Raw genomic sequence first — 26278 nt, 5'->3', positions numbered from 1 at the left:
GCCGACGTGCGGGCCGGGACCCACGGGGGGTCCCGGCCCGTTCGTCTTCTCCGCAGGCGAGCCGATCAGCCGGGCCGGGCGGTCAGGCGAGGCGGCGGTTCTCCCGGACCAGGCCGCCCTCGCACCAGTCGCGGTAGACGAACAGGTCCGGCCGGGCCAGCAGGACGCGGCTGTTGTGCGCCCACGTCCGCATCAGCTCGTCGCCGTTCTTCTCGGCCTGCTCGACGAGCTTGCGGAAGCGGCGCTTGGGGTGCGCACGGAAGTTCGTCCGGATGCCGTCGGCGGCGTAGATGTAGAGGCAGTGCACCGCGAACCGGCGGGCGGGGCAGCTGCTGTCCATGGCCAACTCGAAGAGAGTCGACACCAGCCGGTCACCGGAGACCAACAGGTCCCAGTCCGGGGGCATCGAGCTCAACGGCACCGAGTCGGGCCGGTAGGCCCACGCACGCAACTCCGCCGGAGTCGGATCGACGGGGTTCGCGAAGCCGTGGAACGTCGACTCCTGCACGCTCACCGGCCAACCTTCCACTACGCCCGCAGGGAGGTACGGCCGCCCGCGGACCCTGGCTGCTGGGGCGACACGGTAACGCGGTACTGAGCAGTAGCGGTAGCCCTTCCCAGGGAGCAATTAGGCGACCCTTGGGTGGGCCGGGTCGACCGTACGGCCGACCCGGCCCGAAGGCATCCAGTGTCGTCAGTCGCCGACCGGTACGGGCTCGTGCCGCTGGGCCGCCGCACGGTGCCGCAGCCAGCGCTTGAACCACGGGAAGTCGGGCATCCGGGCGAGCATCGGCCCGGTCACGACGGTGATGAGGACGTACGCCGTGGCGAGCGCGGCCAACCGTGGCTCGACGCTGCCGGCCGCCACCGCGAGCCCGGCGATGACGATGGAGAACTCGCCCCGCGGGACGAGCGTGAGACCGGCGCGCCATCGACCGGGTTCGGCGATGCCGACCCGCCGGGCGGCCAGGTAGCCGGTGAGCGTCTTCGTCGCCATGGTGACGATCGCCAGGCCGAGCGCCGGCAGCAGCACCGGCGGGATGTCCCGTGGGTCGGTGGACAGCCCGAAGAAGACGAAGAAGACCGCGGCGAAGAGATCCCGCAGCGGGCTCAGCATCTCGGTGGCGTTGTGCGCGACCGGGCCGGACAGGGCGATGCCGACCAGGAACGCGCCGACCGCCGCCGACACCTGGAGCTTCGCCGCGAGGCCGGCGACCAGCAGGGTCATGCCGAGCACGCCGAGCAGGAGCGCCTCCGGGTCCCGGGCCGACATCGCCGAGGAGATGGCCTTGCCGTAGCGGATGGCGACCACGAGCACCACCAGCACGGTGCCGACCGCGACGGTGAGCGCGATGCCGCCGCCGAGCAGGCCGGTGCCGGCCAGCACCGCGGTGACCAGTGGCAGGTAGAGGGCCATGGCCAGGTCTTCGATCACCAGGACCGAGAGGATGACCGGCGTCTCCCGGTTACCGAGCCGGCCCAGGTCGGCGAGGACCTTGGCGATGACGCCGGAGGAGGAGACCCAGGTGATGCCGGCGAGCACCAGCGCGGCCACCCAGTCCCAGCCGAGCAGCAGCGCGAACGCCGCTCCGGGCAGGGCGTTGAGCACGCCGTCGATGAGTCCGGCCGGCGCCGCCGCGCGCAGGTTGCCGACCAGTTCCCCGGCCGAGTATTCGAGGCCGAGCATGACCAGGAGCAGGATGACGCCGATCTCGGCGCCGACGGCGAAGAACTCCTCGCTGGCGTTGAGCGGCAGCAGGCCGCCGTGCCCGAAGGCGAGCCCGGCGAGCAGGTAGAGGGGGATGGGTGAGAGACCGATCCGGCGGCCCAGTCGGCCGAGGAGGCCGAGCAGGAACAGCAGCGCGCCGACCTCGACGAGCAGTGTGGTGAAGTCGTGCATCCGCCTCAGCCGTCCGGGTCACCGTCGGCGAAGATGGCTGTCACTCCGTCGAGGCCCTTTCGGGTCCCGACGACGACCACCACGTCACCGGCCGCGAAGCGGAAGGAGGGGTCCGGCGAGACGATGACCTCTCCGTGGCGGAGCACCGCCACGATCGAGGCGCCCGTGCGGGTACGCGCCTGGGTGTCGCCGAGCTTCCGGTTCACGTACGACGAGCCGGCCGGAATGGCGATCTGCTCGGTGAGCAGCCCGGCGGCCTGCTCGCGCAGCCCGGAGAGCTGACCCAGCATCAGCGACGCGCCGAGGATGTCGGCGAGCGCCTCCGCCTCGTCGTCGGTCAGCGGGATGTCGGACTGGCAGGAGTCGGGATCGTCCGGGTCGTAGAGGACCAGGTCGCGGCGACCATTGCGGTGGGAGACCACGCCCAACCGGCGGCCGGACTCCGTCACGAGGTCGTGACGGACGCCGATCCCCGGCAGCGCGATCTGTTCAACACGTACTCGCACCCTGGCAACGGTACCGCGTGCATGCCGGTCGATGCCGATCTCCGTGATCGATCCCGGCCCGCCCACGGAAACCGGGGTGGGCCCGCCGTCGCCGGACGGCGGCGGGCCCACCCGGACAACCGGTCCTTTCACCGCAGACCGGCGAAGAACTCCCGGATGTCACCGACCAGCACCCCGGTCGCCTGGTGCGCCGCGTAGTGCCCGCCCACCTCGCCGCGTCCCTCGACGTCCGTGTCGTACGCCGTCCACCGGACGATGGCGGCGTGGTCCCGCTCGGCGAAGCGGCGGATCGACTGGAAGTCGCCCGGGAACATGGCGAGCGCGGTCGGCGTGGTGGTCGGGCCGCTCGGCTGGTCGCCGGCGTGCGCGTCCTCCCAGTAGAAGCGCATGGCCGAGGCGGCGGTGCGGGTGAACCAGTAGAGCGCGACGTTGGCCAGCACGAAGTCGTCGTCGAGGGCCTGGTCGAAGAGTTGGGCGTTCCAGGCGAGCAGGCCGACCGGGGAGTCGATCAGCGCGTACGCCAGGGTCTGCGGCTGCTGGCTGTGCACCTGGTTGAAGGAGAACTTGTTCTCGTAGAACCACTGGAGGTGGCCGAGTGCCGCCTGGTCGGCGTCGGAGAGCCCGGCGAACTCGGCGGGGTCGCCGGACGGGAACGAGAAGAGTTGCGTGACGTGGACGCCGACCACGTGCTCCGGGTCGGTCCGGCCGACCTCGGGCGAGATCAGGGAACCGGCGTCGTTGCCGACCGCGCCGTAGCGCTCGTAACCCAGCCGGCTCATCAACTGGGCCCAGGCGCGGGCCGTCCGGTAGCGGTTCCAGCCGGCGCTGCGGGTCGGCCCGGAGAAACCGAATCCGGGCAGCGACGGGATCACCAGGTGGAAGGCGGGTGCCGTCGGGTCGTCCGGCTCGGTGAGCGGGGTGATCACGTCGAGGTACTCGATCACCGAGCCGGGCCAGCCGTGGGTGAGCACCACCGGGAGGGCGTCGGCGCGCGAGGAGCGGACGTGCAGGAAGTGGATGTCCTCGCCGTCGATCTCGGTGACGAACTGCGGGTGCGCGTTGAGCCGCGCCTCGACCGCCCGCCAGTCGAAGGTCTCCGCCCACCGGCTGGCCAGGTGGCGCACCCGGTCGAGGGGCATCCCGTAGGCGACGCCCGCGCCGGGCAACTCGTCGGGCCAGGTGGTCCGCCCGAGCCGGTCGGCCAGGTCGTCGAGGGCGGACTGCGGGACCTCGGCGCGGAACGGGCGGATCGCGGGGTCGGTCATCTTCTCGCTCCTTCAGAACGGAATGCTTCGTTCCGTTCGAACATAGCAGAGCGGAACGATCCGTTCCACTGTTAGTCTGGTTCCATGCCGAACCCGACCGCGAAGACTCCGCCGCTCGCCGGCCGCCGCGCCCAGGCGGCCCGCAACGACGAGGTGATCCTCGACGCCGCCCGCGCCGTGTTCCTCGACGATCCGAAGGCGCCCGTCGCCGCGGTCGCCGACCGCGCGGGCGTCGGCATCAGCGCCCTCTATCGCCGGTACGCGAGCAAGGAGGACCTGCTGCGCACGCTCTGCCGGGACGGGCTGCGGCGGTACGTGGCCGAGGCCGAGGCGGGGCTCGCCGAGCCGGACGGCTGGCGGGGCCTCACCGGCTTCCTGGAGCGGGTGGTCGACGCCGACGTGCACTCGCTGACCGTGCACCTGGCCGGCACGTTCACCCCCACCGAGGAGATGGGCCGGGACGCGGTCCGGGCGAACGAGCTCACCACGTCGCTGGTGGGGCGCGCCCACGCCGACGGGCGGCTTCGGCCGGACGTCGTGGTGCAGGACGTCGGGTTGCTGCTGGAGGCGTGCGCCGCGGTGCGCGTACCCGATCCGGAGCGGACCCGACAGCTGCGTCGGCGGCAGTTGGCCGTGCTGCTGGCCGGCCTGTCGACCGGTCGTGACGGCGGGCCGCTGCCCGGCCCGCCGCCCGCGCCCGGCGAGTTCGACTGGCGGTGGCGACGTCAGGAGTGAGCGGGGTCACAGCGCCAGGGTTGAGCGGAATACGCTCAACTCTGGTTGTGTCACTTCCTAGTGGACACGCCGATATCAGGGGAGCCCATGAACACGGAACGCCTCACCACCAAGAGCCGCGAGACCATCACCGGTGCCGTGGCGCTGGCGAACCAGCGCGGCCACGCCACCGTGGAACCCTGGCACCTGCTGTTGTCGCTGCTCGACACCGAGGGCTCGACCGCCGCCGGCCTGCTGCGCGCCGTCGGGGCCGACCCCGCCGAGTTGCGCCGGGTCGCCCAGCGCACGGTCGAGGGGTTGCCCGCCGCGCGCGGCTCCAGCATCGCCGAGCCGACCCTGGCCCGTGAGTTCGTCAACGCCATCGGCGCCGCCGAGCAGATCGCGCGTCCGTTGGGCGACGAGTACACCTCCACCGAGCATCTTCTGGCCGGCCTGGCCCGGGTGGGTGGCGCGGTCTCCGTCGCGCTGAAGAACTCCGGGGCCACCGAGGAGAACCTGGTCGCCGCCTTTCCGACCGTCCGTGGCGGGGACCGGCGGGTCACCACCGCCGACCCGGAGCAGACCTACCAGGCCCTGGCCAAGTACGGCGTCGACCTGACCGCCAGCGCCCGCGACGGCAAGATCGACCCGGTCATCGGCCGGGACTCCGAGATCCGCCGCGTCATCCAGGTGCTGTCCCGGCGTACGAAGAACAACCCGGTGCTGATCGGTGAGCCGGGCGTCGGCAAGACCGCAATCGTCGAGGGGCTGGCCCAGCGCATCGTCGCCGGCGACGTGCCCGAGTCGCTGCGGAACAAGAAGCTCGTCTCCCTCGACCTGGGCGCGATGGTGGCCGGCGCGTCGTACCGCGGTCAGTTCGAGGAGCGGCTCAAGTCCGTGCTGGAGGAGATCAAGAACTCCGACGGGCAGGTCATCACGTTCCTGGACGAGCTGCACACGGTCGTCGGCGCCGGCAAGGGCGAGGGCTCGATGGACGCGGGCAACATGCTCAAGCCGATGCTGGCCCGGGGTGAGCTGCGCATGGTGGGCGCGACCACCCTCGACGAGTACCGCGAGCACATCGAGAAGGACCCGGCGCTGGAGCGTCGCTTCCAGCCGGTGCTGGTCGGCGAGCCGACGATCGAGGACACCATCGGCATCCTGCGCGGCCTCAAGGAGCGTTACGAGGTGCACCACGGCGTACGCATCACCGACGCCGCGCTGGTCGCCGCCGCCACCCTCTCCGACCGGTACATCACCGACCGGTTCCTGCCGGACAAGGCGATCGACCTGGTCGACGAGTCGGCGTCCCGGCTCCGGATGGAGATCGACTCCCGGCCGGTCGAGGTCGACGAGATCGAGCGGGCGGTGCGCCGGCTGGAGATCGAGGAGATGGCGCTGGCCAAGGAGCCGGACGCCGCGTCCGCCGAGCGCCTCGAACGGCTGCGTAAGGAGCTCGCCGACAAGCGCGAACAGCTGACCGCGCTCTCCGACCGCTGGAAGCTGGAGAAGGACCACATCACCAAGCTGTCGTCCGCCAAGGAGGAGCTGGAGCGGCTCGGCGGGGAGGCCGAGCGGGCCGAGCGTGACGGCGAGTTGGAGCGGGCGGCCGAGCTGCGGTACGGCCGGATCCCGGCGCTGAAGACCGAGTTGGCCCGGGCGGAGGAGGAGCTGGCCCGGCTCCAGGCCGACGGCGCCATGCTCAAGGAGGAGGTCGGCGCGGACGACATCGCCGCCGTGGTCGCCTCCTGGACCGGCATCCCGGCCGGCCGGCTGCTCGAGGGCGAGACCGCCAAGCTGCTGCGCATGGAGGAGTCCCTGCGCGCCCGCGTGGTCGGTCAGGCCGAGGCGGTCGGCGCGGTCTCCGACGCGGTCCGCCGGGCGCGGGCCGGAGTGGCCGACCCGGACCGCCCGACCGGCAGCTTCCTCTTCCTCGGCCCGACCGGTGTCGGCAAGACCGAGCTGGCGAAGGCCCTCGCCGAGTTCCTCTTCGACGACGAGCGGGCGATGGTCCGCATCGACATGAGCGAGTACGGCGAGAAGCACTCCGTCGCCCGCCTGGTCGGCGCCCCGCCCGGCTACGTCGGCTACGAGGAGGGCGGCCAGCTGACCGAGGCGGTGCGCCGGCGGCCGTACTCGGTGATCCTGCTGGACGAGGTGGAGAAGGCCCACCCGGACGTCTTCGACATCCTGCTCCAGGTGCTCGACGACGGGCGGCTCACCGACGGTCAGGGCCGCACGGTCGACTTCCGCAACGCGATCCTGATCCTCACGTCCAACCTCGGGTCGTCGCTGATCAGCGACCTGACGCTGGGCGAGGAGCAGCGGCGCGAGGGTGTGCTGGCGGTCGTCCGCTCGCACTTCAAGCCGGAGTTCCTCAACCGGCTGGACGACATCGTGGTCTTCGCCGCCCTCCGGGGCGACGACCTGCGGTCGATCGTGGACATCCAGCTCGACCGGTTGCGGCGTCGGCTCGCCGACCGCCGGCTCGGCCTGGAGATCACCGACGCGGCGCGCGGCTGGCTGGCGGAGCACGGGTACGACCCGATCTACGGCGCCCGTCCGCTCCGGCGGCTGGTGCAGTCGGCCATCGGCGACCAGCTCGCGAAGGCCCTGCTCGCCGGCGAGATCCGCGACGGCCAGACGGTAAAGGTCGACCTGGCCGACACCGGCCTCTCCATCCGCTGACCCCCACCCGTCGACCCCCACCCGTCGACTCCAGCTGTTGATCAAGAGGTTTGCGTCACGGAATCGGCCGCCGCTGACGCAAACCTCTTGATCAGGAGGGTCAGACGGGCCCCGAAGGGGAAGGGTGAGGGGATGTTCGGGATGGGGAAGAAACGGGACCGGGAGCTCGACGCCGCCGCCGACGAACTCGCCCGGGCGGACACCGTGGCGTTCGGCGGGGTGGGGTTCGCCGGCACGCTGCTGCCGGCGACCGAGGCGTACCAGCGGTTGGCGGACGCCCTGGCCGAGCACCCCGAGGAGGTACGCGCCCAGCTCGATCGCCTCCTCGACCACGGTTCGCCGGCAGGCCGGGCGTACGCGGCGACCCTGCTGGAGCGCCTCGACCCGGCGGCCGCCCGCGCCGCGTGGACGGCCCTGCGCGACGACCCGGCCGAGTTCACCACCTACAGCGGCTGCGTGATGGACCGCTCCTCGCTCCGGGAGTACGCCACGCGGCGACTGGGCGAGGCGTGACCGCCACCGGGCCGTCGCGTGACCGAGGAATCACTTGAGCCTCGGCAAGTGTGGGCCGGTCAGCGGGGTTGCTACCGTCTGCGCCGGCGTGGGGGAGGGTGCTCGGTGGACGGGTGGGTGGCGTACCTCGTTTCGACGGTGGTCTGCCTGGCGGTGGTGGTCGCTGTCGTGGTCGTCGTGCTGGTCGTGCGGAGGACCCGGGCGTCGGGGCGCGGCGTGGGCGCGGAGGTCCCCCGGTCCGACCCGCGCCGGTTGCGACCGGGCGACACCGTGGAGATCCGCGGGCTGTCCCACCGCGTACGCGGCAGCATCCGCCTGGTCGACGAGGGGTGGAGCTGGGCCGAGCACCTGCTCGACGACCCGGAGGGGGGATCCTGCCGACTCTCCGTCCAGGACCGGCCCGAGCTGGAGGTCGTGCTGTGGGCCCCCGAGCCGGGAGCCCGGCTCACGGCCGGCGCCCCGGTCGTCGACTTCGCGGGACGCTCGTACACCTGGGAGGAGTCCGGCCAGGCCCGCTACACGGCGACCGGCGCCACCCACCTCGACCCGACCGGCACCATGCGCTACCACGACTACCGCGCTCCCGGCGGGACCCGGCTCTCCTTCGAGGCGTACGGGGAGGCGGGCTGGTCGGTGGCGCGCGGCGAGGTGCTGCGCCCCGACGAAGTGACGGTGCACCCCGAGGCAGGGGAGGACTGAGCGGCCCGATCGGACGGCTCGATCTGCACGGCGGGGCGTCGAGGCATGCCCGATTGGCCGGATGCCGATACGGTGTGGGCGCGATCTAGGGAAGGAGCAACGTGGTCGATCCCCACAGCCCGCCGGCCCGGTCACGGCCGAGCGTGGTGACGATTTCCAGTTACCTGCTGATTCTGTTCGCCGTCATCCAGGTGATCAACCTGATCATCACCCTGGCCACGATCGGCACCATTCGTGACGTCCTGCGCGACGCCTACAGTGGCACGTCGGCCAACGCCGCCTCCACCGTCGCCGACGTCACCTTCGCCATCGGCATCGGCAGCGCCATCTTCGTGCTGCTGCTCGCGATCGGGCTGGTCGTCCTGGCCATGCTCAACAACCGCGGCAAGAACGGCTCCCGGATCACCACCTGGGTCCTCGGCGGCATCCTGATCTGCTGCACCGGTGGCAGCCTCATCAGCGGTGCCGCGGGCGGCTTCGGCGGCGGCACCGGCAGCACCAGCGGGGACGGGCCGAGCGCCGACGAGATCCAGAGCCGCCTCGACGCGGCGCTGCCCGGTTGGTTCACCCCGGTCAGCACCCTGCTCGGCGTGATCGGTGTGCTCGCGCTGCTGGCCGCACTGATCCTGCTGGCCCTGCCGAAGGCGAACGAGTTCTTCCGCAAGCCGCAGGCCGGCTGGGAGCCCCCGGTCCCCGGTGGCGCATACCCGGGCTACCCGCAGACCCCCGGCTACCCGCAGACCTCGGGCGAGCCCGGCTACCCGCAGCCGAGCGGCGAGCCCGGCTACCCGCCCACCCAGGGCTACCCGCCGCCCGGCCAGCCCGGTCCGGCCGGCCCGCCGCCGGTGCCCGGTCAGGCCGGTGACCAGCCGCCGCCGTCGGACCGTCCCGGTTCGACCCCGCCGCCGGTGAGTTGACGACCGGATAGCGGCGACGTCGACGGTCCCTCCGAGTAGGTTGCAACCCGACGCCTACCGGAGGGACCTGTCGTGTCGTATCCCGCGCAGGTGACCCGCCGTCCCGCCGTGGTCGCGGCGGCGACGGCGGTGCTGTTGCTCATGGCGGTCGCCGCGCTCGCGTACGCCGTGGCCGGCCTGGCCGTGCTGGGCGGCACCGTGGACCGGTTCCGGTCCGCCGCGGCGGGCACGGGGGCCGGCACCGGTGACATCGGCGACGTGGTCACCCTGCTGCGACTCAGCGGGGTGCTCTCCGCGGTGGTCAGCCTGCTGGCCGGCGTACTCCTGGCGGTCCTCGCCATCGGCGTGTCCGCCGGCCGGGCGGGAGCCCGGGTCGCGACGTGGGTGGTCTGCGGGCTCGGCCTGTTCTGCGGCTGCTGCGGGCTCGCGGTGCTGGTCGGTGAGCGTGCCGCGCCCCTGCGCCTGGCCGCCGACGAGCAGGCCACCAGCCAGTTGTTCGGTCTGGTGGGCGACGCCCACCCGTCCTGGTGGATCCCGTTGACCGGGGGACTTTCGGTCGGCCAGGCACTCGGTTACTTTGTGGTAGCCATTCTGCTGGCGTGGCCGTCGGCGACGTCCTGGTTCCGCCGCCCGTCCGCGCCGACCGCACCGCACCACCCGCCCGCGCCGACCAGTTATCCGTCCACCCCGCACCATCCGCAGACGCCGACCGGCTACCCGCCCGCACCGCCCCAGCCGCCGTCGCCGACCACGCCGGAACACCCGTACCCCTAGAGGATCGCCCGTGACGTCCGAGTCCACGCCCGCCGCCCGCCGCGCCCTGGTGACCGGCGCGACCGCCGGCATCGGTGCGGCGTTCGCCCGCCGGTTGGCCGCGGACGGCTGGCACCTGGTGCTGGTCGCCCGGGACGCCGCACGCCTCGCCGAGACGGCGACCGAGTTGACCGGCCGATACGGGCACGAGGTCGAGGTCCTTCCGGCCGATCTGTCCACCGACGACGGTTGCGCGGCGGTCGAGGCGCGACTGACCGACGGCAGCCCCGTCGACCTGTTGGTGAACAACGCCGGGATCAGCCTGAACAAGCCGTTCCTGCGCTCGACCGCCGACGACGAGGCCCGCCTGCTCCGCCTCAACGTGCACGCCGTGATGCGACTGACGCTGGCAGCGGTGCGGCCGATGACCGAACGGCGGGACGGGGCAGTGATAAATGTCTCTTCCGTTGCCGGATTCGGTGCGGTCATGCCCGGCTCGACCTACTCGGCCAGCAAGGCGTGGGTGACCAACTTCAGCGAGTCGGTCGGTCAGTCGACTCGGCCGTTCGGCGTACGGGTGATGGCCCTTTGTCCCGGCTACACCCGCACCGAATTCCACGATCGGGCCGGCATCAACATGTCGAAGACGCCGGAGTGGATGTGGCTCAAGGCCGACGACGTGGTCGACGAAGCCCTGCGTGACCTGCGGAAAGGCCGCCTGATCAGCGTTCCGGCGTGGAAGTACAAGCTCGCCGTCGCAGGGCTGCGGCACGCGCCGCGACGCCTGCTGCACGCGGTCTCCCGGGACACCCGAGGCCGGATCGGTCGCGACGAGAGCTGACCGCGCCGCCACGGCGTGAGACGGGCCGGTCACGGCCGCCGACGCCGACCGGTCCCGTGTGGTCGCACAGCGTAGCGGTACATCGCCACTCATCTGTCCCCCGGCCGGGTTGCCCCAGGTGGACCCCTCATCCGGCGTCCAGACTTGAGCAGTACGCTCTATCGCCATGGGGGACCACGACGACCTGCGTAAATTCATCACCGACCTGGCCGTGGTGCACGGTCGGGTGGTGCTCTCCTCCGGACGCGAAGCGGACTGGTACGTGGACCTGCGGCGCGTCACGCTCCATCACCAGGCCGCTCCGTTGGTCGGGCGGGTGCTGCTCGACCTGACCGCCGACTGGGACTACGAGGCGGTCGGCGGGCTGACGCTCGGCGCCGACCCCGTGGCGCTGTCGATGCTGCACGCCGCCCCGGCGGACCGGGGCCTGGACGCCTTCGTGGTCCGCAAGGCCGGTAAGGCGCACGGGTTGCAGCGGCGGATCGAGGGACCGGAGGTGGCCGGCCGGCGGGTGCTGGCGGTGGAGGACACGTCGACGACGGGCGGCAGTGTGCTGACCGCCGTCGAGGCGTTGCGTGAGGCCGGAGCCGAGGTCGTTGGGGTTGCGGTTATTGTTGATCGAGGCGCCGGCGACGCGGTGCGAGCCGCCGGACTGCCGTATCGGGCGGCCTATACGTTGGCTGACCTCGGCCTTGTGGCGTAAAAGTCTGCCGATTCGGATCTGCTGATATGCAGGCGGATCGATGCTGCTGGTGGAAGGATGGAAAACGTGGGAACTGCGTTGGCTGAAATGACTATGCCTCAGATCTCGCCGCTTGCTGGCGAGCCGATCGAACGTGCCGATGCCGAGCGCCTCGCCGGGGTCCTCAAGGCCCTCGCCGACCCCGCGCGGCTCCGGCTGCTCAGCCTGATCCAGTCGGCGCCCGAGGGTGAGGCGTGCGTCTGCGATCTGACCGCACCGCTCGGCCTCTCCCAGCCGACGGTCAGCCACCACCTCCGTATCCTCACCGAGGCCGGGCTGCTGGAGCGGGAGAAGCGCGGTGTGTGGGCCTACTACCGGCTGGTGCCGACCGCGATCGCCACGATCGCCGATCTGCTGACCCCGCCGCGCAAGCGGGCCACCAAGAAGGCCCGCTGACCCGTACCGATCGTCCGGTGCCATCCCCGATCAGGGACGGCGCCGGACGACCGGCCGGTCGGCGTCTGCCCGGTCAGTGCTTGCCGTAGTGCTGCCGGGTCTCCCGGATCGCCTCCTCGGCGGCGGCCCGCTCCGCGGCGGTCGCGCCGCGCTTCGCGGCCATCCGCGCCCGGAGCAGCTCGACCGCGATCGGGATCACCGAGATCGCCACGATCGCGATCAGGATGAACTCGATGTTCGCCTTCACGAACGGGATCTGGCCGAGAAAGTAGCCGAGCACCGTCACGCCCGTGCCCCACAGCACGCCGCCGATGATGTTGTAGATCACGAACGTCCGGTAGTTCATCCGGCTGACGCCGGCCACGATCGGCGTGAACGTGCGAACGATCGGCACGAAGCGGGCCAGCACGATGGAGCGGGCGCCGTACTTCTCGAAGAACTCGTGCGCCTTCAGCACGTTCTCCTGCTTGAACAGCCGCGAGTTGGGGCGGCGGAACAGCGCCGGGCCGACCTTACGGCCGAACGCGTACCCCACCTGGTCGCCGGCGATCGCCGCGACCGTGATCAGCAGGCACACCAGCCACAGCGGGTAGGTGATGTACTGCCCGTCGGCGGTCAGCAGGCCCGCCGTGAACAGCAGCGAGTCGCCCGGCAGGAAGAATCCGATCAGCAGGCCGGACTCGGCGAAGACGATGGCCAGGATGCCGAGCAGCCCGAACGTCGAGATCAACCACTCCGGATCGAGCCAGTCCGGCCCCAGGGCCAGGGTGGTGGTGGGCGTCGGCACGAGCGACCTCCGTTGTCTGCCGGTGAGGATGATCGGTCGCCAGGGGCGACGGCAACCTCCGTAGTCTAGGTGGCCCTCCGACACGCCCGGTGCTCGACGTCACACCCGCGCGACCGCAGCCCTCCGGCACCCCTGGCCGACCGGGCGCGGCTCCGCCGCGGCCAGGTGAGCCCACCTCAGCCGGTCGCGAACCCTTTCAGCGGTAGTCGTCCTCGTCGCCGACGACCACCCGCGCCTGCTCCATCGCGTCCCAGTCGTCGACCTCCAGGCCGCGGTGCGGCTCGGCGTCCCCATCGATCGGGTCGACGGCGATGGCCTGCTCGACCGCGTCGGCGGGCTCGGCCTCCGGGTCGCGCTCGTCCGGGCCGAGGTGGGCGCTGGGGGTGAACTCCTCGCCGGGCTGACCCATCGTCCCTCCCTGGACCTCGACGCACCGCTCTACCCCACACACCGTACGGGCTCCGCCGGCCGCGCGCTCGCGTCGCGCCGTCGGTCCGGAGTCGAGTCGACGGAATCGGCCCACCAGGGCGTACGCCCGATGCCAGGATGGTGCCGTGGGCTTCCTGATCCGGCTGGCGATCACCGCGGTGGCGCTGTGGATCACCACGTTGATCGTGCCCGGCGTCGACGTCAGCGGCCGGACCGGCGCGAACACCGTGCTCACGCTGGTAGTGGTGGCGCTGATCTTCGGCGTCGTGAACGCCGTGCTGAAGCCGGTGATCAAGGTGATCGGGTGCCTCTTCTACCTGCTCACCCTGGGCCTGTTCGCGCTGGTCGTGAACGCGCTGCTGTTCCTGCTGACCGACTGGATCGCCCACGTGCTGCGCCTGCCGTTCCAGGTGGACGGATTCTGGGCGGCGTTCTGGGGCGCCATCGTGATGGCCGTGGTCACCTGGCTGATCAGTGTCGTCGTTCCGGACCGCCTGGAGGGCCGGTGACCGGCCGCGTCGGGTGGGCGGGCGCCGGGTCGGTTGCGTCGCCGCCTCCCGACTGCGGGATACTGCCGGGCGGAGGACAGCGCGGTCCGGCGCACCCATGGACAACAGCGGCCTGCACGGCCGAGAGCGGTAAGTAAGGAGCGTTTGACATGCCCATCGCTTCCCCCGAGGCTTACGCGGAGATGCTGGACCGCGCCAAGGCCGGCCGGTACGCGTACCCCGCGATCAACGTGACCTCCTCCCAGACGCTCAACGCGGCGCTCAAGGGCTTCGCCGACGCGGAGAGCGACGGCATCATCCAGGTCTCCACCGGTGGCGCCGAGTACCTGTCCGGCCCCTCGATCAAGGACATGGTCACCGGCGCCGTCGCGTTCGCCGCGTACGCGCACGAGGTGGCCAAGAAGTACCCGGTCAACATCGCCCTGCACACCGACCACTGCCCGAAGGACAAGCTGGACAAGTTCGTCCGGCCGCTGATGGCCATCTCGCAGGAGCGGGTGAAGGCCGGCCAGGAGCCGCTGTTCCAGTCGCACATGTGGGACGGTTCCGCGGTGCCGGTGGCCGAGAACCTGGAGATCGCCGAGCAGCTGCTCACCGAGGCCGCCAAGGGCAAGATCGTCCTCGAGATCGAGGTCGGCGTCGTCGGCGGCGAGGAGGACGGCGTCGAGAACGCCATCAACGAGAAGCTCTACACCACCGTCGAGGACGGCCTGGCCATGGTCGACGCGCTCGGCCTCGGCGAGAAGGGCCGCTACATGGCGGCGCTGACCTTCGGCAACGTGCACGGTGTCTACAAGCCGGGCAACGTGAAGCTCCGCCCCGAGGTGCTGAAGCACATCCAGGAGGCGGTCGGCGCCAAGTACGGCAAGGAGAAGCCGCTCAGCCTGGTCTTCCACGGCGGCTCCGGCTCGCTGCTGTCGGAGATCCGTGAGGCGCTGGACTACGGCGTGGTGAAGATGAACATCGACACCGACACCCAGTACGCCTTCACCCGGCCCGTCGCGGACCACATGTTCCGCAACTACGACGGCGTGCTGAAGATCGACGGCGAGGTCGGCAACAAGAAGCAGTACGACCCGCGCACCTGGGGCAAGGCCGCCGAGGCGGGTCTCGCCGCCCGGGTCGTCGAGGCGTGCGAGCACCTGCGCTCGACCGGCACCACGATGACCAAGTAACACCCGCACGACACCGACGGCCGGCTCCCGCTCCCGCGGGCCGGCCGTCGCCGTACCCGGCCGGCGCAGGTAGCCGCGGGTTCCCGGCCGGCAGGGACGCCCCGGCGGGCCGGCCGCTCAGGCCGTCGCGGTGAGCACCCGCACGGCCTCGCGCACGTCGTCCGTGAGGTGGATCGTCGACGACAGGTCACCGAACGGGGAGGCGGCCAGCAGGGGCCGCAGCAGCGCCTCGACCGGCAGCTCCCGGGTCCAGTAGGCGCGGTCCAGGAAGACGTACGCGCCGCTGGCGCCGTCGGTGCCGTAGAAGGTCTTGGTGGCCGCCTGGAACACCTCCTGCACCGTCCCGGCCCGACCGGGCGCGAACACGATCCCGCCCCGGGCGAGCCGGAGGATGGTGTCCTCGCGGATGGCGTTGGAGAAGTACTTGGCGATCCGACCGGCGAACAGGTTCGCCGGCTCGTGCCCGTACAGCCAGGTCGGAATGGACAACCCGCCGGTCCGCGCCCACTGCAGTTCCGCGCCGCGCTGCCGGGGCACCGGCGGCGGTGCGTACCGCTCGCGGACCCGCAGCGCCACCGCCGTGTACCGGTCGTGATCGGTGAAGTCGGGCGCCGTCGCGAGCAGGTCGATCGCGGCGGTCAACTCCTCCGCCGGCCGACCCGCGAGGTAGGCGCCGAGGTTCGCCGCCTCCATCACCCCCGGTCCGCCGCCGGTCACCACCAGCCGGTCGGCCCGGGCCAACTCCCAGCCCAGCACGGCGGCCATCCGGTACGGCGCACTGCCGCGCGGCACCGCGTGCCCACCCATGATGCCCACCACCGACTGCGGCCCGTACGCGGCCAGCCACGCCCGCGTCGCGTCGGCCAGCGCGTTGTCGACGCCGTGGTCGTGCAGCCGCTGACCGAGCGCCTCCCGTACGTCGGGCAGCGCGCCGCCGTGCGCTCGGAAGTGCGCGTACACCCGGGTGTCGTACATGCCCGCGAAGCCCGCCTCGGCGAAGCCGGCGGCCAGGTCCTCCGGGCTGTAGAGATGGGACGGCTGCGTCGGGTAGGGCAGCCCGGAGAAGGGCGGCACCACGTTGGCGCCCCGCCGGACCAGGTCGGCGCCGACCTCCCGGGAGGCGAACCGGCAGCCGACGAAGAGCGTCCCGGCCACGGTGACGGCGGTGAGGTCCGGCGCCGGGTCGAGGTCCAGGCGGAGGCCCTGAACGGTCAACCCGGCGAGGCTGCCGGTGGCGAGTCGTCGGTCGAATTCGGCGCGGGTCTCGACCTCGTCGGTGGCGTGCGGCTCGAGAACGTCGGCGGGTGGTGGGGTCGGCACCCGGCCATCCTGCCCCCGGCGGCCGGCCCGCCGCACGTCGGGCCGCTGGTCCCCGGGTGTCCGGCTGCTGGTCCCCCGGGTGTCCGGCGCTCGGGCCGGCCGGCGCAAGGGCGACCTGGCCCCGGACCGACAGGAGCCCGGCGGCCGAGGCCACCGGGCTCCTGCGTAACCGGGTCCTGGGGAGGCTCCGGACCATTAGTTGTAGTGGAAAACAACTCCGTGCGGCATAGGCCACAGGCGTGACCAACTCCTCAGCCTTTCAGCCAGGCGGGTCCGTCGACCCTCTCGCATGTCGGCCGGCGAAGCGGGTTGAATGGGGCGATGCAGAACCTCATGCCGGAGCCACCGGCCACCCTCCTCCCCGCGTACGACGAGGCCGACGCCGCCCTGGTCGCCGCCGAACAGGCCGACGACGACGCCGCGTTCGCCGAGGTGGCGGCGCGCTATCCGACGTTCAGCGCGGCGTGGGGCGCGCTGGGGGCCCGGGCGCTCGCGGCGGGCCAGGTCGTTCCGGCGTACGCGTACGCCCGCACCGGCTACCACCGGGGACTGGACCAGCTGCGCCGCAACGGCTGGAAGGGCCACGGCCCGGTGCCGTGGTCGCACGAGCCGAACCGCGGCTTCCTCCGCTGCCTCTATGTGCTGTCCCGGGCGGCCGACGAGATCGGCGAGGCGGACGAGGCGGCCCGCTGCGCCCAGTTCCTCCGCGACTGCGACCCGGCCGCAGCCGACGCCCTGGCAAGCAACTAACCCCGCCGGCCCCGCCCGCGCTCCCTCGCCCTCCCCCCTCTTCCGCGATCTTGCAGTTTCGGCCCTCGTCCCGGGCTGTTTGCCCGTTCTGTCGGGGCACGACCTGCAAGATCGCGGAACGGGGTGCGGCTGGGTGAGTGGGATCGGGGTTACAGGCCTTCGGCTACCGCGGCGGCGATTTTCAGCCAGGCGTCGCGGGTGGCGGAGGAGAGGCCGCCGTAGCGGATCGGCTCGCCACTGTCGATGAGCCGCTCGTACGGCGCCAGCAGCACCGCCCGCGTGCGGGCGGCGAAGTGCTCCTGGATGGCCGGCAGGTCGATCTCCTTACGGGACGGTGGCATCGACACCACCGTGACCGCCTGCCGGACCAGCCGCTGCCGACCGCTCTGCTCCAGGTGGTCGAGCATCCGGGCGGCCGTCTCGGCGGAGTCGTTCCGGGCCGACATGGTGACCACCAACTGGTCGGTGGCGTCCATCGCGGCCTGCCAGTTCTGCGCCCGGACGTTGTTCCCGGTGTCCACGAAGATCAACTTGTAGAAGCGGCTCACCACCTCCCGGATCTCGGCGAACGCCGCCGCCGTGAGCATCTCGCCGCCGGTGGCCGACTCGTCCGAGGCGAGCACGTCGAACATGCCCTCGCCCTGCGAGCGGACGTACTGGGAGAGGTCGCCGACCCGCCCGTGCGCCCCGTGGAACTGGCCGAGGTCGCGCAGCATGTCCCGCACTGTGCGGGAGTGGAAGTCCTGCTGCGCGCGCATGCCGAGGGTGCCCTGGGTCTCGTTGTTGTCCCAGGCCAGCACGTAGCCGCCGCGCTTCTGCCCGAACGTCATCGCGAGCAGCAGGATGGCGACCGTCTTGCCGGCGCCGCCCTTCGGGTTGACCACCGTCACCTGGCGCAGCCCGCCGAAATTGCGGCGCACCATCTCGATGTCCCGCTTGCGTTCCTGCTCGTGCCGCCCGGGCGGAAGCTTCAGGCCGATCTTGTTGGCCACCGCCCGTACCCCCATCGTGGCCACCGGGTCGGCGGGCCGCACCTGCCGGCGGCGGGCGAAGTCCTCCGCGGTGGGCGGGGCGGCCTGCGGTGCGGCATTCGGTTCCGGGTAACCGGGCGGCACGGCGGTGACGCCGGGAGCTGGCGGGTAGTGCTGCGGGGGGACCGGAGGCGCCCCGGTGCCACCCTGCCACGGCGGCGGGTACCAGCCGGGTGACGGCGGGAACGGACCCGGGGGTGGGGCGGGCGGCGGAGGCAGGGTCGGCCCCGCCTGGGGCACCGGCGGGAACGGGCCGGGCGGCTGCGGCACGACGCCCTGGTGGGCGACGCCCGACCACGGTGGCGCCGGCGGAGCCCCGTCGACACCCGCGCCGGCGGACGACATGTCCTCGGCCGGCACCGCGCCGACCGCGCCGCCCTCGGTGCCGGGCACCCCGCCGCCCTCCGCCACCGGCGCCTCGCCCGCCGTGCCGCCTGCAGGGCCGGCCGCGCTGCCCTCCGCACCCGGCACCGGGCCGGCGATGCCCTGCCCGGTGCCCGGCGGCGTGGCGCCCGTCGCGCCGGCAGCCGGGAGCGGGCCGCGCGCGATCGGGTCGCCGGCCGGACCGGTCTCGGAAGTCGCGTCCCGCTCGGCCGCGCTGGTGGGGCGCTGCGGCGGATGGGCCCACGGCGATTCGGCGGGTCGGCCCGAGATGGTGGACCCACTGGTGGAGGCGGCAACCTTCGCCGCGCCCGTCTGGTCCGGCGCGCTCTCCCCGGCGGTCGTCGGCTCCGCGTCGGATTCGGGCGTGGCGGAGCCGGCGGGCGGCGCGGCGGCGACCTCCGGGGTGGCTGCCTCGGCCGTGGGCGCGCCCGTGGCCGGCATGGACGGTGGGGCCGGTACGCCCCGACCGGCGCGCGGCAGCGGCGGCTGGTCGAGGCTGAACGGCAGGTCCAGGTCGACCTGACCGCTGGCGGCCGGTCGGCCGGCGACGCCCGGCGTGGACGCACTGCCCGGCGCGCCGTTCGTCGCCGTGCCGGGCGCGGCAGTCGTGGTCTGGCCCGCCGGTCGCTGGGCGGCGTCGGCCGGGACGGGAGCAGCGGGTGGTGGGACGGGCGATCCCGGGACGGCGTGGCCGGGGACGTCGGCGGGATCGGGTGCCGCCGGGGGCCAGGCGGGCCGCGTCACGGGCGCTCTCTGGGCAGAGGGAGCACCGGGCGTGTCGCCGGTGGGCGGGTCCGCCGTGGTCGCAGCTGCGGTGGCGGGCGGCCACGCCGGCTGGGTCGCCGGCGGCTGCCAACCCCGCTGCGCGGGCGCCCAGCCGGAAGCCGGAGGTGGCGGCGGGGGCGGGGGTGCCCAACCGCCGTCCGGCGGCGGTAGCGCACCGGTCAGCGAGGGGTAGTCCGTCGAGGTGGGCGGCGGACCCCCGACGCCGTGGCCGGCCGTGGAGTCACCGGTCGTCGAGGGAGCCTGCGGGCCGGCGGCCGATGTGGAGGGTGCGGGCGACTCGGCTATCGGATGCCGCACCACGGCAGCCCAGGGCGGGGCCGATGCGCCCGGATCCGACGGCCAGGGCGGTTCGATGTCCCGCTCCGGCACCGGCTGCTGGCCGGGCGTACGCGCCCGGTCGGCGTTCTCGTCCACCACGGTTCCTCCCCATTCCTCCTGCCGAGGATAGGCCCACCAGCCGACGGGGGCTGGCCACCGAGCGGGGCGACGAGGTCAGGCGGCCCAGACCGCCCAGGCACCCCGCTCGGTCCACCAGGACCGCTTCCGGCTCAGCTCGCCCTCGACACCGTCATCGAGGAACGGCACCTTCTCGTCGCGCGGCACCACGGCGACCGCGCGGCCGCGGGCCCGGCGCACCTCCAGGCGTACGCGCCTGCGGCCGAAGCGGGACCGGGTCACCACCGGGACGGCCACGGCGACCTCGACCAGGCCGTCGGTCGGGTCCGGCGCGGCCAGCAGGGCCACGTCGTCCAGGTTGGCGTACCCGCCCGCGTTGCCGACCGCGCAGGCCAGCAGCGGGTCGTCGCCGTTGGTGAGCACGGTGTCGTCCACCTCGACCCGGCCCCGCCAGTGCAACGGTCGGCCGGCGTCGTCGGCGGCGCCGAGCAGCGCGCCGTCCAGGGTCACCGAGCCACCGTCGGTGCGCAGCAGGTCCAGCCGGCGGGCCGTGCCGTCGAGCACCGCCGCGGCCACCGCGGCCGGCTCACGCGGCAACCCGAGCTGCGCGGCCAGGTCACGGTGCCCACCGCTGCGGGCCGGATCGAGCGGGAGTACGCCGATCGGCGGCAGGTCCGGCAGCGTACGCCCGACGGGCAGGTCCTCGGGGCGGCGACTGGGCGGCGGAGCGTACCGCCGGACGAGCCGGCGCAGCACGGCGCGCAACTGGGCGTCGCTGGCGGTGGCGACGACGAGCCGGGTCTTCGAGTCCGGGTCGGGCCAGGTGAGGCCGTCGGCACGCGCCGGGCCGTCGAGCCGGGCCAGCACCTCGTCGATCTCCTGGTCGGACCGGGCGGTGACCGTCTCGACGCGGGCGCCGCGGGCGGTCAGCGCGTCCGCGCACGCCAGCACCGGCACGCGCGGCGTCTCGCACCGATCCGTCTGGTCCGGAGCGCTGTGCTCACCCTCCGTGACGCCACCACAGCAGGCCCCACCGCTGCCGCAGCCGCCGGACGAGTCCCGCTGCGAGGCGAGGGTGAGCAGCACCACGTCGTACACGGGAGGAGCCTCCAACCTGTCGACGCGACCCCTGCCGACCACGTCGTTACCTCTTGTTAGCCTGACACCCCGGGCTCGCCGAGCGGTCGCCACCTGGCACCCGAGCCTTTCTGGAGGCAAGAGACATGCCAGCGATCGTGCTCATCGGCGCTCAGTGGGGCGACGAGGGCAAGGGCAAGGTTACCGACCTGCTGGGTGAGCGGGTCGACTACGTGGTGCGTTACTCAGGCGGCAACAACGCCGGGCACACGGTGATCACGCCGGACGGCCAGAAGTACGCGCTGCACCTGATGCCCTCCGGAGCGCTCTCGCCCAGCGCGAAGATCGTCATCGGCAACGGTGTCGTGGTCGACCCGAAGGTGCTGCTCACCGAGATCGACGGCCTCGCCGAGCGGGGTGTCGATGTCTCCCGGCTGCGGATCTCCGGCGACGCGCACCTGATCATGCCGCACCACCGGGCGCTGGACCGGGTCGTCGAGCGTTACCTCGGCTCCTCCCGGATCGGCACCACCGGCCGGGGCATCGGCCCGGCCTACGGCGACAAGGTCGCCCGGATGGGCATCCGCCTGCAGGACCTGCTCGACCCGGGCATCCTGCGCAAGAAGCTGGAACTCGCGCTGCGCGAGAAGAACCAGATCCTGTTCAAGGTCTACAACCGCAAGGCGATCGACGTCGAGGCGACGGTCGAGGAATACCTGGCGTACGCGGAGCGGCTGAAGCCGTACATCGCCGAGACCCGGGGGCTGCTCTGGGACGCCCTCGACCGGGGCGAGACGGTCCTGCTGGAGGGCGCCCAGGCCACCATGCTCGACATGGACCACGGCACCTACCCGTTCGTGACGTCGTCCAACCCCACCGCAGGCGGGGCCTGCGTGGGCGCGGGCATCCCGCCGACCGCCATCAACCGGGTCATCGCGGTGAGCAAGGCGTACACGACGCGGGTCGGGTCCGGGCCCTTCCCGACCGAGCTCTTCGACGCCAACGGGGAGCACCTGCGCAAGATCGGCCACGAGTACGGCACCACCACCGGCCGGGAGCGCCGGTGCGGCTGGTTCGACGCCGTGGTGGCCCGCTACTCCTGCCGCCTCAACGGCGTGACCGACCTGGTCATCACCAAGCTGGACGTGCTCACCGGCCTGCCGAAGGTGCCGATCTGCGTCGGCTACGAGATCAACGGCAAGCGCGTCGACGACATGCCGATGACCCAGACCGACTTCCACCACGCCACGCCCGTCTACGAGGAGCTGGACGGCTGGTGGGAGGACATCACCAAGGTTCGCAGCGTGGACGAGCTGCCGGAGAACGCCCGCCGCTACATCGCGCGCATCGAGGAACTCTGCAACACCCGCGTGAGCGTCATCGGCGTGGGCCCCGGCCGAGAGGAAAACGTGGTCCAACACCCCCTCCTCCCCTAACCCCGGGCCCTCCTCCCGGGGCTCTCCGCTCAGGCTCTCCTCCCGGGCTCTCCCCGGTGATCAAGAGGTTCGCGTCACGCTCGGGCTCATCTCTGACGCAAACCTCTTGATCACGACGTGGTGCCGGTCGACCCGGAGCTGGGCAGGTCCGGCAGGGCGTTGTCCACAGGGAGGGTCGGGGTTATCCACAGGGGTGTCGGCGGTGCGGGGCGCGCCGGCATCGTGAGGTGGTGACGCCACTCGATATCTTGCGCAGGGTCGCCGCCGGGCAGGACGGGATGGTGACCGTCGAGCAAGCCGTGCGTGCCGGCCTGAGCAAGGACCAGGTTCGGCAGATGTGCAGGTCCGGTCGGTGGCAGCGGGTCCTGCGAGGGTGCTTCGTTCTGGGCGAGACGCGGAGCGTCGAGACCCTGCGGCGGGCACAGATAAGGGCTGCCGTGACCAGCCTCGGCCCGGGTGCGTTCGCCGTCCACGAGACGGCTCTCGAGCTGCACGGCATCGCCGGTCTGCGTTCGACTGGTCAGGTCCACGTCTCGGTGCCGGTGGATCGACCGCGGCCGCAGCGTGGCCTGGCCCCGTGGCTGGCGGTGCATCAGCTGACCGTCACTCCCGGCGACCTCGCCGGTGTTGTGGGCCTCAAGGTCACCTCACCGCTCCGCACCGTCTCGGACGTCATCCTCAAGGTTGACCGGTTCGCCGCGGTGTCCGTGCTCGACTCGGCGCTCAACCGTGGCCTCGTCACGCCGGACGACCTGCTGGCGGTGCCGGGCATGATCCATGGCCGGCGGGGAGCGGTTGCCGCTCGCGGCTACCTGGCCGAGGCGGACGGGCGGGCGCAGTCGCCGCTGGAGACGCGTACGCGGCTGCGCTGCGTCGACGGCCGGGTGCCACCGGACGCGCTCCAACTGGAGGTACGCGACCACGACGGCTATCTGCTCGGCATCGGTGACCTGGGCTGGCGTGCCCCGCGGGTGCTCGCCGAGGCCGACGGGCGGGACTCGCACGACACCCCGGACGCGGTCTTTGCCGACCGCCGACGGCAGAACCGTCTGGTCAACGCCGGTTGGACGGTGCTCCGGTTCACCTGGGCCGACACCCTCCGCCCCGACTACATCCCCTGGACGGTCCGCCAAGCCGTAGCCGCCGCCCGCCGCACCTGAGCCGCCGCCCCGCCCCCTCCCAGTGATCAAGAGGTTTGCGTCACGGATGAGCCAAAACTTGACGCAAACCTCTTGATCACCGAGGCGGGGCGGGGCGGGGGCGGCGGGGCGGGGCGGCGGGGGCGGGGGTGGTGGGGGGAGGCGGCGGTGGGGGGAGGTTGGCGGTGGGGTCAGTAGGATGCGGGTTTGTGCGGGTACTTCTGGTGGGTTCTGGGGGGCGCGAGCACGCGCTCGCGCTCGGGTTGGCGTCCGATCCGGCGGTCACGACGCTGATCGCGGCACCGGGTAATCCGGGGATCGCGGCGGTCGCCGAACTGCGTACGGTCGAGGCGACCGATCCCGCGGCGGTGGCCGCGCTGGCGGTCGAGACCGGCAGCGACCTCGTGGTGATCGGCCCGGAGGCGCCGCTGGTCGCCGGCGTGGCCGACGCCGTACGCGCCAAGGGGATCCCGGTGTTCGGCCCGTCCGCCGAGGCGGCCAGGCTGGAGGGGTCGAAGGCGTTCGCCAAGGACGTGATGACCGCGGCGGGGGTGCCGACCGCGCGGGCCTACACCTGCGCCGACCCGGAGAGCGTGGCCCGCGCGCTGGACGAGTTCGGCCCGCCGTACGTGGTGAAGAACGACGGTCTCGCCGCCGGCAAGGGTGTGGTGGTCACCGACGACCGGGCCCGTGCCGAGGAGCACGCGCGGGAGTGCGGCCGGGTCGTCATCGAGGAGTACCTGGACGGCCCCGAGGTGTCCCTGTTCGTGGTCACCGACGGCGAGGCCGCGGTGCCGCTGCTGCCGGCGCAGGACTTCAAGCGGATCGGCGACGGTGACACCGGTCCGAACACCGGGGGCATGGGGGCGTACGCGCCGCTGCCGTGGGCCCCGCCCGGCCTGGTCGACGAGGTCATGCGGGACGTGGTCCATCCGACGCTGGCCGAGCTGCGCCGCCGGGGCGCCCCGTTCGCCGGGCTCCTCTACGTGGGGCTGGCGATGACCGCCGCCGGCCCCCGCGTGATCGAGTTCAACGCGCGCTTCGGTGACCCGGAGACGCAGGTGGTGCTGGCGTTGCTGGAGACGCCGCTCGGCGGGCTGCTGCACGCGGCGGCGACCGGCACGTTGGCCGAGCACCCGCCGCTGCGTTGGCGGGACGGCGCCGCTGTGACGGTGGTGGTCGCGTCGGAGGGCTATCCGGCCGCCGCCCGCACCGGCGACGTGATCACCGGCGCGGACGGTCCGGGCATCATCCACGCCGGCACCGCCCGCCGGGCCGACGATGGCGCGCTGCTCTCCGCGGGCGGCCGTGTCCTCTGCGGTACGGCCACCGGCCCCGACCTGGCCACCGCGCGGGACGCCGCGTACGAGCTGGTGCGTGGCATCGGGCTGGCCGGTTCGCAGCACCGCACCGACATCGCCGCCGCCGCGATCGAGGGCCGGATCGCGATCCCCGGCTGACTCGGGGCGACCGCCACCCCCGCCCCCGTTCAGTCGGGGGGTGGCGACCGCACCCGGCCGGCGGCTGAGGGCCGCGGAGCGGCGTTCAGCCGAAGTAGCGGCGCAACTCGCGGGTGAGCACCTTGCCGGTGGCGTTGCGCGGCAGGTACTTCACGAACACGACGTCCCGGGGCACGGAGAAGCGGGCGAGGTAGTGCCGGACGTACTCGCGGACGGCCTCCGGGTCCAGCGTCTCGCCGGGGTGCAGGGCGAGGAACGCGGCGAGGCGCTGGCCGAACTCGGGGTCGGGTACGCCGATGACGGCCGCCTCGCGTACCTGGGGGAGCTGGGCGAGCAGGTCCTCCACCTCGGACGGGAAGACGTTCTCGCCACCCGAGACGATCATGTCGTCCGCCCGCCCGTCGACGAAGAGCAGTCCGTCGGCGTTGAGCCGGCCCAGGTCGCCGGTGTCGAGCAGCCCGTCGCGGGTCTCCCGGCTCGCGCCGGAGGTGTACCCCTCGAACAGCATCTCGTTGCCCACGAAGATCCTCCCGACGCGTCCTGCGGGCACCGGCTCGCCGGTGGCGTCGAGGATCTCCAGGCGGGTGCCGTGCGGCGCCCGGCCAGCGGTGGTCGGCGCGGCGCGCAGGTCGGTGGGGCCGGCGATGGAGGCCCAGGAGACCTCGGTCGAGCCGTAGAGGTTGTACATGACGTCGCCGTAGACGTCCATGAACCGGGGTGCGAGGCCGCCGGGCAGGGCGGAGCCGCTGACCGCGACCACCTTCAGCGGGGGGCGCGGGTCGGGCGACGGCAGCTCCAGGAGCCGCTGGAGCATCACCGGCACGGCGAACAGCGCGTCGCACCGGTGGTCGGCCAGTGCGGCGACCGTGGCGGCCGGGTCGAAGCGGCGGTGCAGCACGATGGTGGCCCGCAGCGCGAAGCAGACCTGGAGTGCGGCGAATCCCCAGGTGTGGAAGATCGGGGCGGCGATCATCACCCGGTCGCGGGTGTGCAGCGGGATCCGGTCGATGATGGACACCAGCGGCCCGAAGCCGTTGGGGGTCGGGCGGCGGGCGCCCTTCGGCGCGCCGGTGGTGCCGGAGGTGAGCACGATGATCCGTCCGTCGCGCTCCGGCGGGTGCAGCTCACCCGGCAGGGCGCCGACGACCAGCTCCTCACGGGCGCGCTCGTCCAGTCGGGGCAGTTCGGGTGGCAGGGTGAGGACGCGTTCGGCGAACTCGTCGTCGTGCACGAGCACCCGAAGCCGCTGTTCCTCGGCGACGGTGGCGAGCTGCCCCGGCGAGAGCCCGGTGTTGACCAGCACCGCGTCGGCCCCGAGCAGGGTCGCCGCGACGATCGTCTCGATCAGACCGTGGTGGTTGCGGCACAGGACGCCGATGCGGTCCCCGGCCTGGATGCCGAGCCCGGCCCGCAGCGAACGGGCGGTCCGCTCGGCCCGGTCGAGCAGCCGCTGGTACGTCAGCTCGACGCCGTCCTCGTCGATGATCGCCGGTCGGTCGGGGTCCCGGGCGGCGGCCTGGCGCAGCTCGCCGGCGAGGCTCCAGCCCCACCGCCGCAGTGCGCTGAGCTGCGAGGCGACCCGGATGGGCCGGCCGGGGGTGAGCAGCCCGCGACGGGTCAGGGTGGTGACGATGAACGGCAGGTCCATGCCGCAGACCTCCTTGG

At 72.7% G+C, this 26278-nt stretch carries 25 protein-coding genes; 15 read left to right on the top strand and 10 right to left on the bottom strand.

Features of this window, described 5'->3' with window-relative positions:
* Positions 1-82 precede the first annotated feature (82 nt).
* The 4 genes from GA0070620_RS21455 to GA0070620_RS21440 all read right to left on the bottom strand — a co-directional run bounded on the left by GA0070620_RS21455 (position 83) and on the right by GA0070620_RS21440 (position 3671).
* The gene (locus tag GA0070620_RS21455; RefSeq protein ID WP_091593602.1) at positions 83-514 is read right to left on the bottom strand and encodes a hypothetical protein; all 432 of its coding nucleotides are present in this window, start codon (positions 512-514) and stop codon (positions 83-85) included.
* Positions 515-694: 180 nt separating this feature from the next.
* Positions 695-1900 (bottom strand): cation:proton antiporter, encoded by a 1206-nt coding sequence (locus GA0070620_RS21450; protein WP_091593600.1) that lies wholly within the window; start codon positions 1898-1900, stop codon positions 695-697.
* 5 nt (positions 1901-1905) lie between these two features.
* Positions 1906-2406, bottom strand: coding sequence for a cation:proton antiporter regulatory subunit (locus GA0070620_RS21445; RefSeq protein WP_091599134.1), 501 nt, complete (start codon positions 2404-2406; stop codon positions 1906-1908).
* Between the two features lie 128 nt (positions 2407-2534).
* Positions 2535-3671, bottom strand: coding sequence for an epoxide hydrolase family protein (locus tag GA0070620_RS21440; protein ID WP_091593598.1), 1137 nt, complete (start codon positions 3669-3671; stop codon positions 2535-2537).
* Positions 3672-3755: 84 nt separating this feature from the next.
* Between GA0070620_RS21440 and GA0070620_RS21435 the strand changes: the two genes are divergently transcribed.
* From GA0070620_RS21435 to GA0070620_RS21395, 9 genes are all read left to right on the top strand, one after another.
* Positions 3756-4406, top strand: a complete 651-nt coding sequence (locus tag GA0070620_RS21435; protein ID WP_091593596.1) for a TetR/AcrR family transcriptional regulator — start codon at positions 3756-3758, stop codon at positions 4404-4406.
* 87 nt (positions 4407-4493) lie between these two features.
* Positions 4494-7073: an ATP-dependent chaperone ClpB gene (clpB, locus tag GA0070620_RS21430; RefSeq protein ID WP_091593594.1), complete on the top strand. Its 2580-nt coding sequence runs from the start codon at positions 4494-4496 to the stop codon at positions 7071-7073.
* Between the two features lie 141 nt (positions 7074-7214).
* Positions 7215-7586 (top strand): hypothetical protein, encoded by a 372-nt coding sequence (locus GA0070620_RS21425; RefSeq protein ID WP_231921890.1) that lies wholly within the window; start codon positions 7215-7217, stop codon positions 7584-7586.
* Between the two features lie 105 nt (positions 7587-7691).
* Entirely contained in the window at positions 7692-8285 is a 594-nt protein-coding gene (locus tag GA0070620_RS21420; RefSeq protein WP_091593590.1) for a DUF4178 domain-containing protein, read from the top strand.
* 101 nt (positions 8286-8386) lie between these two features.
* Positions 8387-9202 carry a hypothetical protein gene (locus tag GA0070620_RS21415; RefSeq protein WP_091593588.1) on the top strand — a complete coding sequence of 272 codons (816 nt, stop codon included), beginning with the start codon at positions 8387-8389 and terminating at the stop codon, positions 9200-9202.
* A gap of 72 nt (positions 9203-9274) precedes the next feature.
* Positions 9275-9976: a hypothetical protein gene (locus GA0070620_RS21410; protein ID WP_091593585.1), complete on the top strand. Its 702-nt coding sequence runs from the start codon at positions 9275-9277 to the stop codon at positions 9974-9976.
* Positions 9977-9986: 10 nt separating this feature from the next.
* Complete coding sequence (locus GA0070620_RS21405) at positions 9987-10796, top strand: SDR family NAD(P)-dependent oxidoreductase (RefSeq protein WP_091593583.1); 810 nt, start codon at positions 9987-9989, stop codon at positions 10794-10796.
* Between the two features lie 166 nt (positions 10797-10962).
* Positions 10963-11499 carry an orotate phosphoribosyltransferase gene (gene pyrE / locus GA0070620_RS21400; protein ID WP_091593582.1) on the top strand — a complete coding sequence of 179 codons (537 nt, stop codon included), beginning with the start codon at positions 10963-10965 and terminating at the stop codon, positions 11497-11499.
* A 57-nt stretch (positions 11500-11556) separates the two neighbouring features.
* On the top strand, positions 11557-11934 hold the full coding sequence (locus GA0070620_RS21395; protein ID WP_076468717.1) for an ArsR/SmtB family transcription factor: 378 nt from the start codon (positions 11557-11559) through the stop codon (positions 11932-11934).
* Positions 11935-12007: 73 nt separating this feature from the next.
* Here the strand turns inward: GA0070620_RS21395 and GA0070620_RS21390 are convergent, their stop codons facing one another.
* Positions 12008-12721: a DedA family protein gene (locus tag GA0070620_RS21390; protein WP_091593579.1), complete on the bottom strand. Its 714-nt coding sequence runs from the start codon at positions 12719-12721 to the stop codon at positions 12008-12010.
* A gap of 196 nt (positions 12722-12917) precedes the next feature.
* Complete coding sequence (locus GA0070620_RS21385; RefSeq protein ID WP_091593577.1) at positions 12918-13130, bottom strand: hypothetical protein; 213 nt, start codon at positions 13128-13130, stop codon at positions 12918-12920.
* A 145-nt stretch (positions 13131-13275) separates the two neighbouring features.
* Between GA0070620_RS21385 and GA0070620_RS21380 the strand changes: the two genes are divergently transcribed.
* Positions 13276-13659 carry a phage holin family protein gene (locus GA0070620_RS21380; protein WP_091593576.1) on the top strand — a complete coding sequence of 128 codons (384 nt, stop codon included), beginning with the start codon at positions 13276-13278 and terminating at the stop codon, positions 13657-13659.
* 149 nt (positions 13660-13808) lie between these two features.
* Positions 13809-14834 carry a class II fructose-bisphosphate aldolase gene (fbaA, locus tag GA0070620_RS21375; RefSeq protein ID WP_091593574.1) on the top strand — a complete coding sequence of 342 codons (1026 nt, stop codon included), beginning with the start codon at positions 13809-13811 and terminating at the stop codon, positions 14832-14834.
* Between the two features lie 117 nt (positions 14835-14951).
* On the opposite strand, the gene GA0070620_RS21370 is transcribed toward fbaA, so the two are convergent.
* On the bottom strand, positions 14952-16154 hold the full coding sequence (locus tag GA0070620_RS21370; RefSeq protein ID WP_172836471.1) for an LOG family protein: 1203 nt from the start codon (positions 16152-16154) through the stop codon (positions 14952-14954).
* A gap of 321 nt (positions 16155-16475) precedes the next feature.
* Here GA0070620_RS21370 and GA0070620_RS21365 point away from each other — a divergent pair, with 321 nt between their 5' ends.
* Positions 16476-16904, top strand: a complete 429-nt coding sequence (locus GA0070620_RS21365) for a DUF3151 domain-containing protein (RefSeq protein ID WP_091593571.1) — start codon at positions 16476-16478, stop codon at positions 16902-16904.
* 149 nt (positions 16905-17053) lie between these two features.
* On the opposite strand, the gene GA0070620_RS21360 is transcribed toward GA0070620_RS21365, so the two are convergent.
* Both GA0070620_RS21360 and GA0070620_RS21355 read right to left on the bottom strand, forming a co-directional pair.
* The gene (locus GA0070620_RS21360) at positions 17054-19063 is read right to left on the bottom strand and encodes a MinD/ParA family ATP-binding protein (RefSeq protein ID WP_231921888.1); all 2010 of its coding nucleotides are present in this window, start codon (positions 19061-19063) and stop codon (positions 17054-17056) included.
* A gap of 534 nt (positions 19064-19597) precedes the next feature.
* Complete coding sequence (locus GA0070620_RS21355; RefSeq protein WP_091593566.1) at positions 19598-20599, bottom strand: diacylglycerol kinase family protein; 1002 nt, start codon at positions 20597-20599, stop codon at positions 19598-19600.
* 125 nt (positions 20600-20724) lie between these two features.
* Between GA0070620_RS21355 and GA0070620_RS21350 the strand changes: the two genes are divergently transcribed.
* From GA0070620_RS21350 to purD, 3 genes are all read left to right on the top strand, one after another.
* The gene (locus GA0070620_RS21350) at positions 20725-22014 is read left to right on the top strand and encodes an adenylosuccinate synthase (protein ID WP_091593564.1); all 1290 of its coding nucleotides are present in this window, start codon (positions 20725-20727) and stop codon (positions 22012-22014) included.
* A 230-nt stretch (positions 22015-22244) separates the two neighbouring features.
* Complete coding sequence (locus GA0070620_RS21345; RefSeq protein WP_231921886.1) at positions 22245-23174, top strand: type IV toxin-antitoxin system AbiEi family antitoxin domain-containing protein; 930 nt, start codon at positions 22245-22247, stop codon at positions 23172-23174.
* 188 nt (positions 23175-23362) lie between these two features.
* Positions 23363-24613 carry a phosphoribosylamine--glycine ligase gene (gene purD, locus GA0070620_RS21340; RefSeq protein ID WP_091593560.1) on the top strand — a complete coding sequence of 417 codons (1251 nt, stop codon included), beginning with the start codon at positions 23363-23365 and terminating at the stop codon, positions 24611-24613.
* 85 nt (positions 24614-24698) lie between these two features.
* Here purD and GA0070620_RS21335 read toward each other — a convergent pair whose 3' ends face one another.
* A complete protein-coding gene (locus GA0070620_RS21335; RefSeq protein ID WP_091599131.1) occupies positions 24699-26261 on the bottom strand; it encodes an AMP-binding protein in 1563 nt (520 codons plus the stop codon).
* Positions 26262-26278: the final 17 nt, after the last annotated feature.

Source organism: Micromonospora krabiensis (genome assembly GCF_900091425.1).
GTDB classification, from domain to species: domain Bacteria; phylum Actinomycetota; class Actinomycetes; order Mycobacteriales; family Micromonosporaceae; genus Micromonospora; species Micromonospora krabiensis.
The sequence above is the reverse complement of the archived record's forward strand: the minus strand, read 5'-3'. Positions and strand labels throughout refer to the sequence as shown.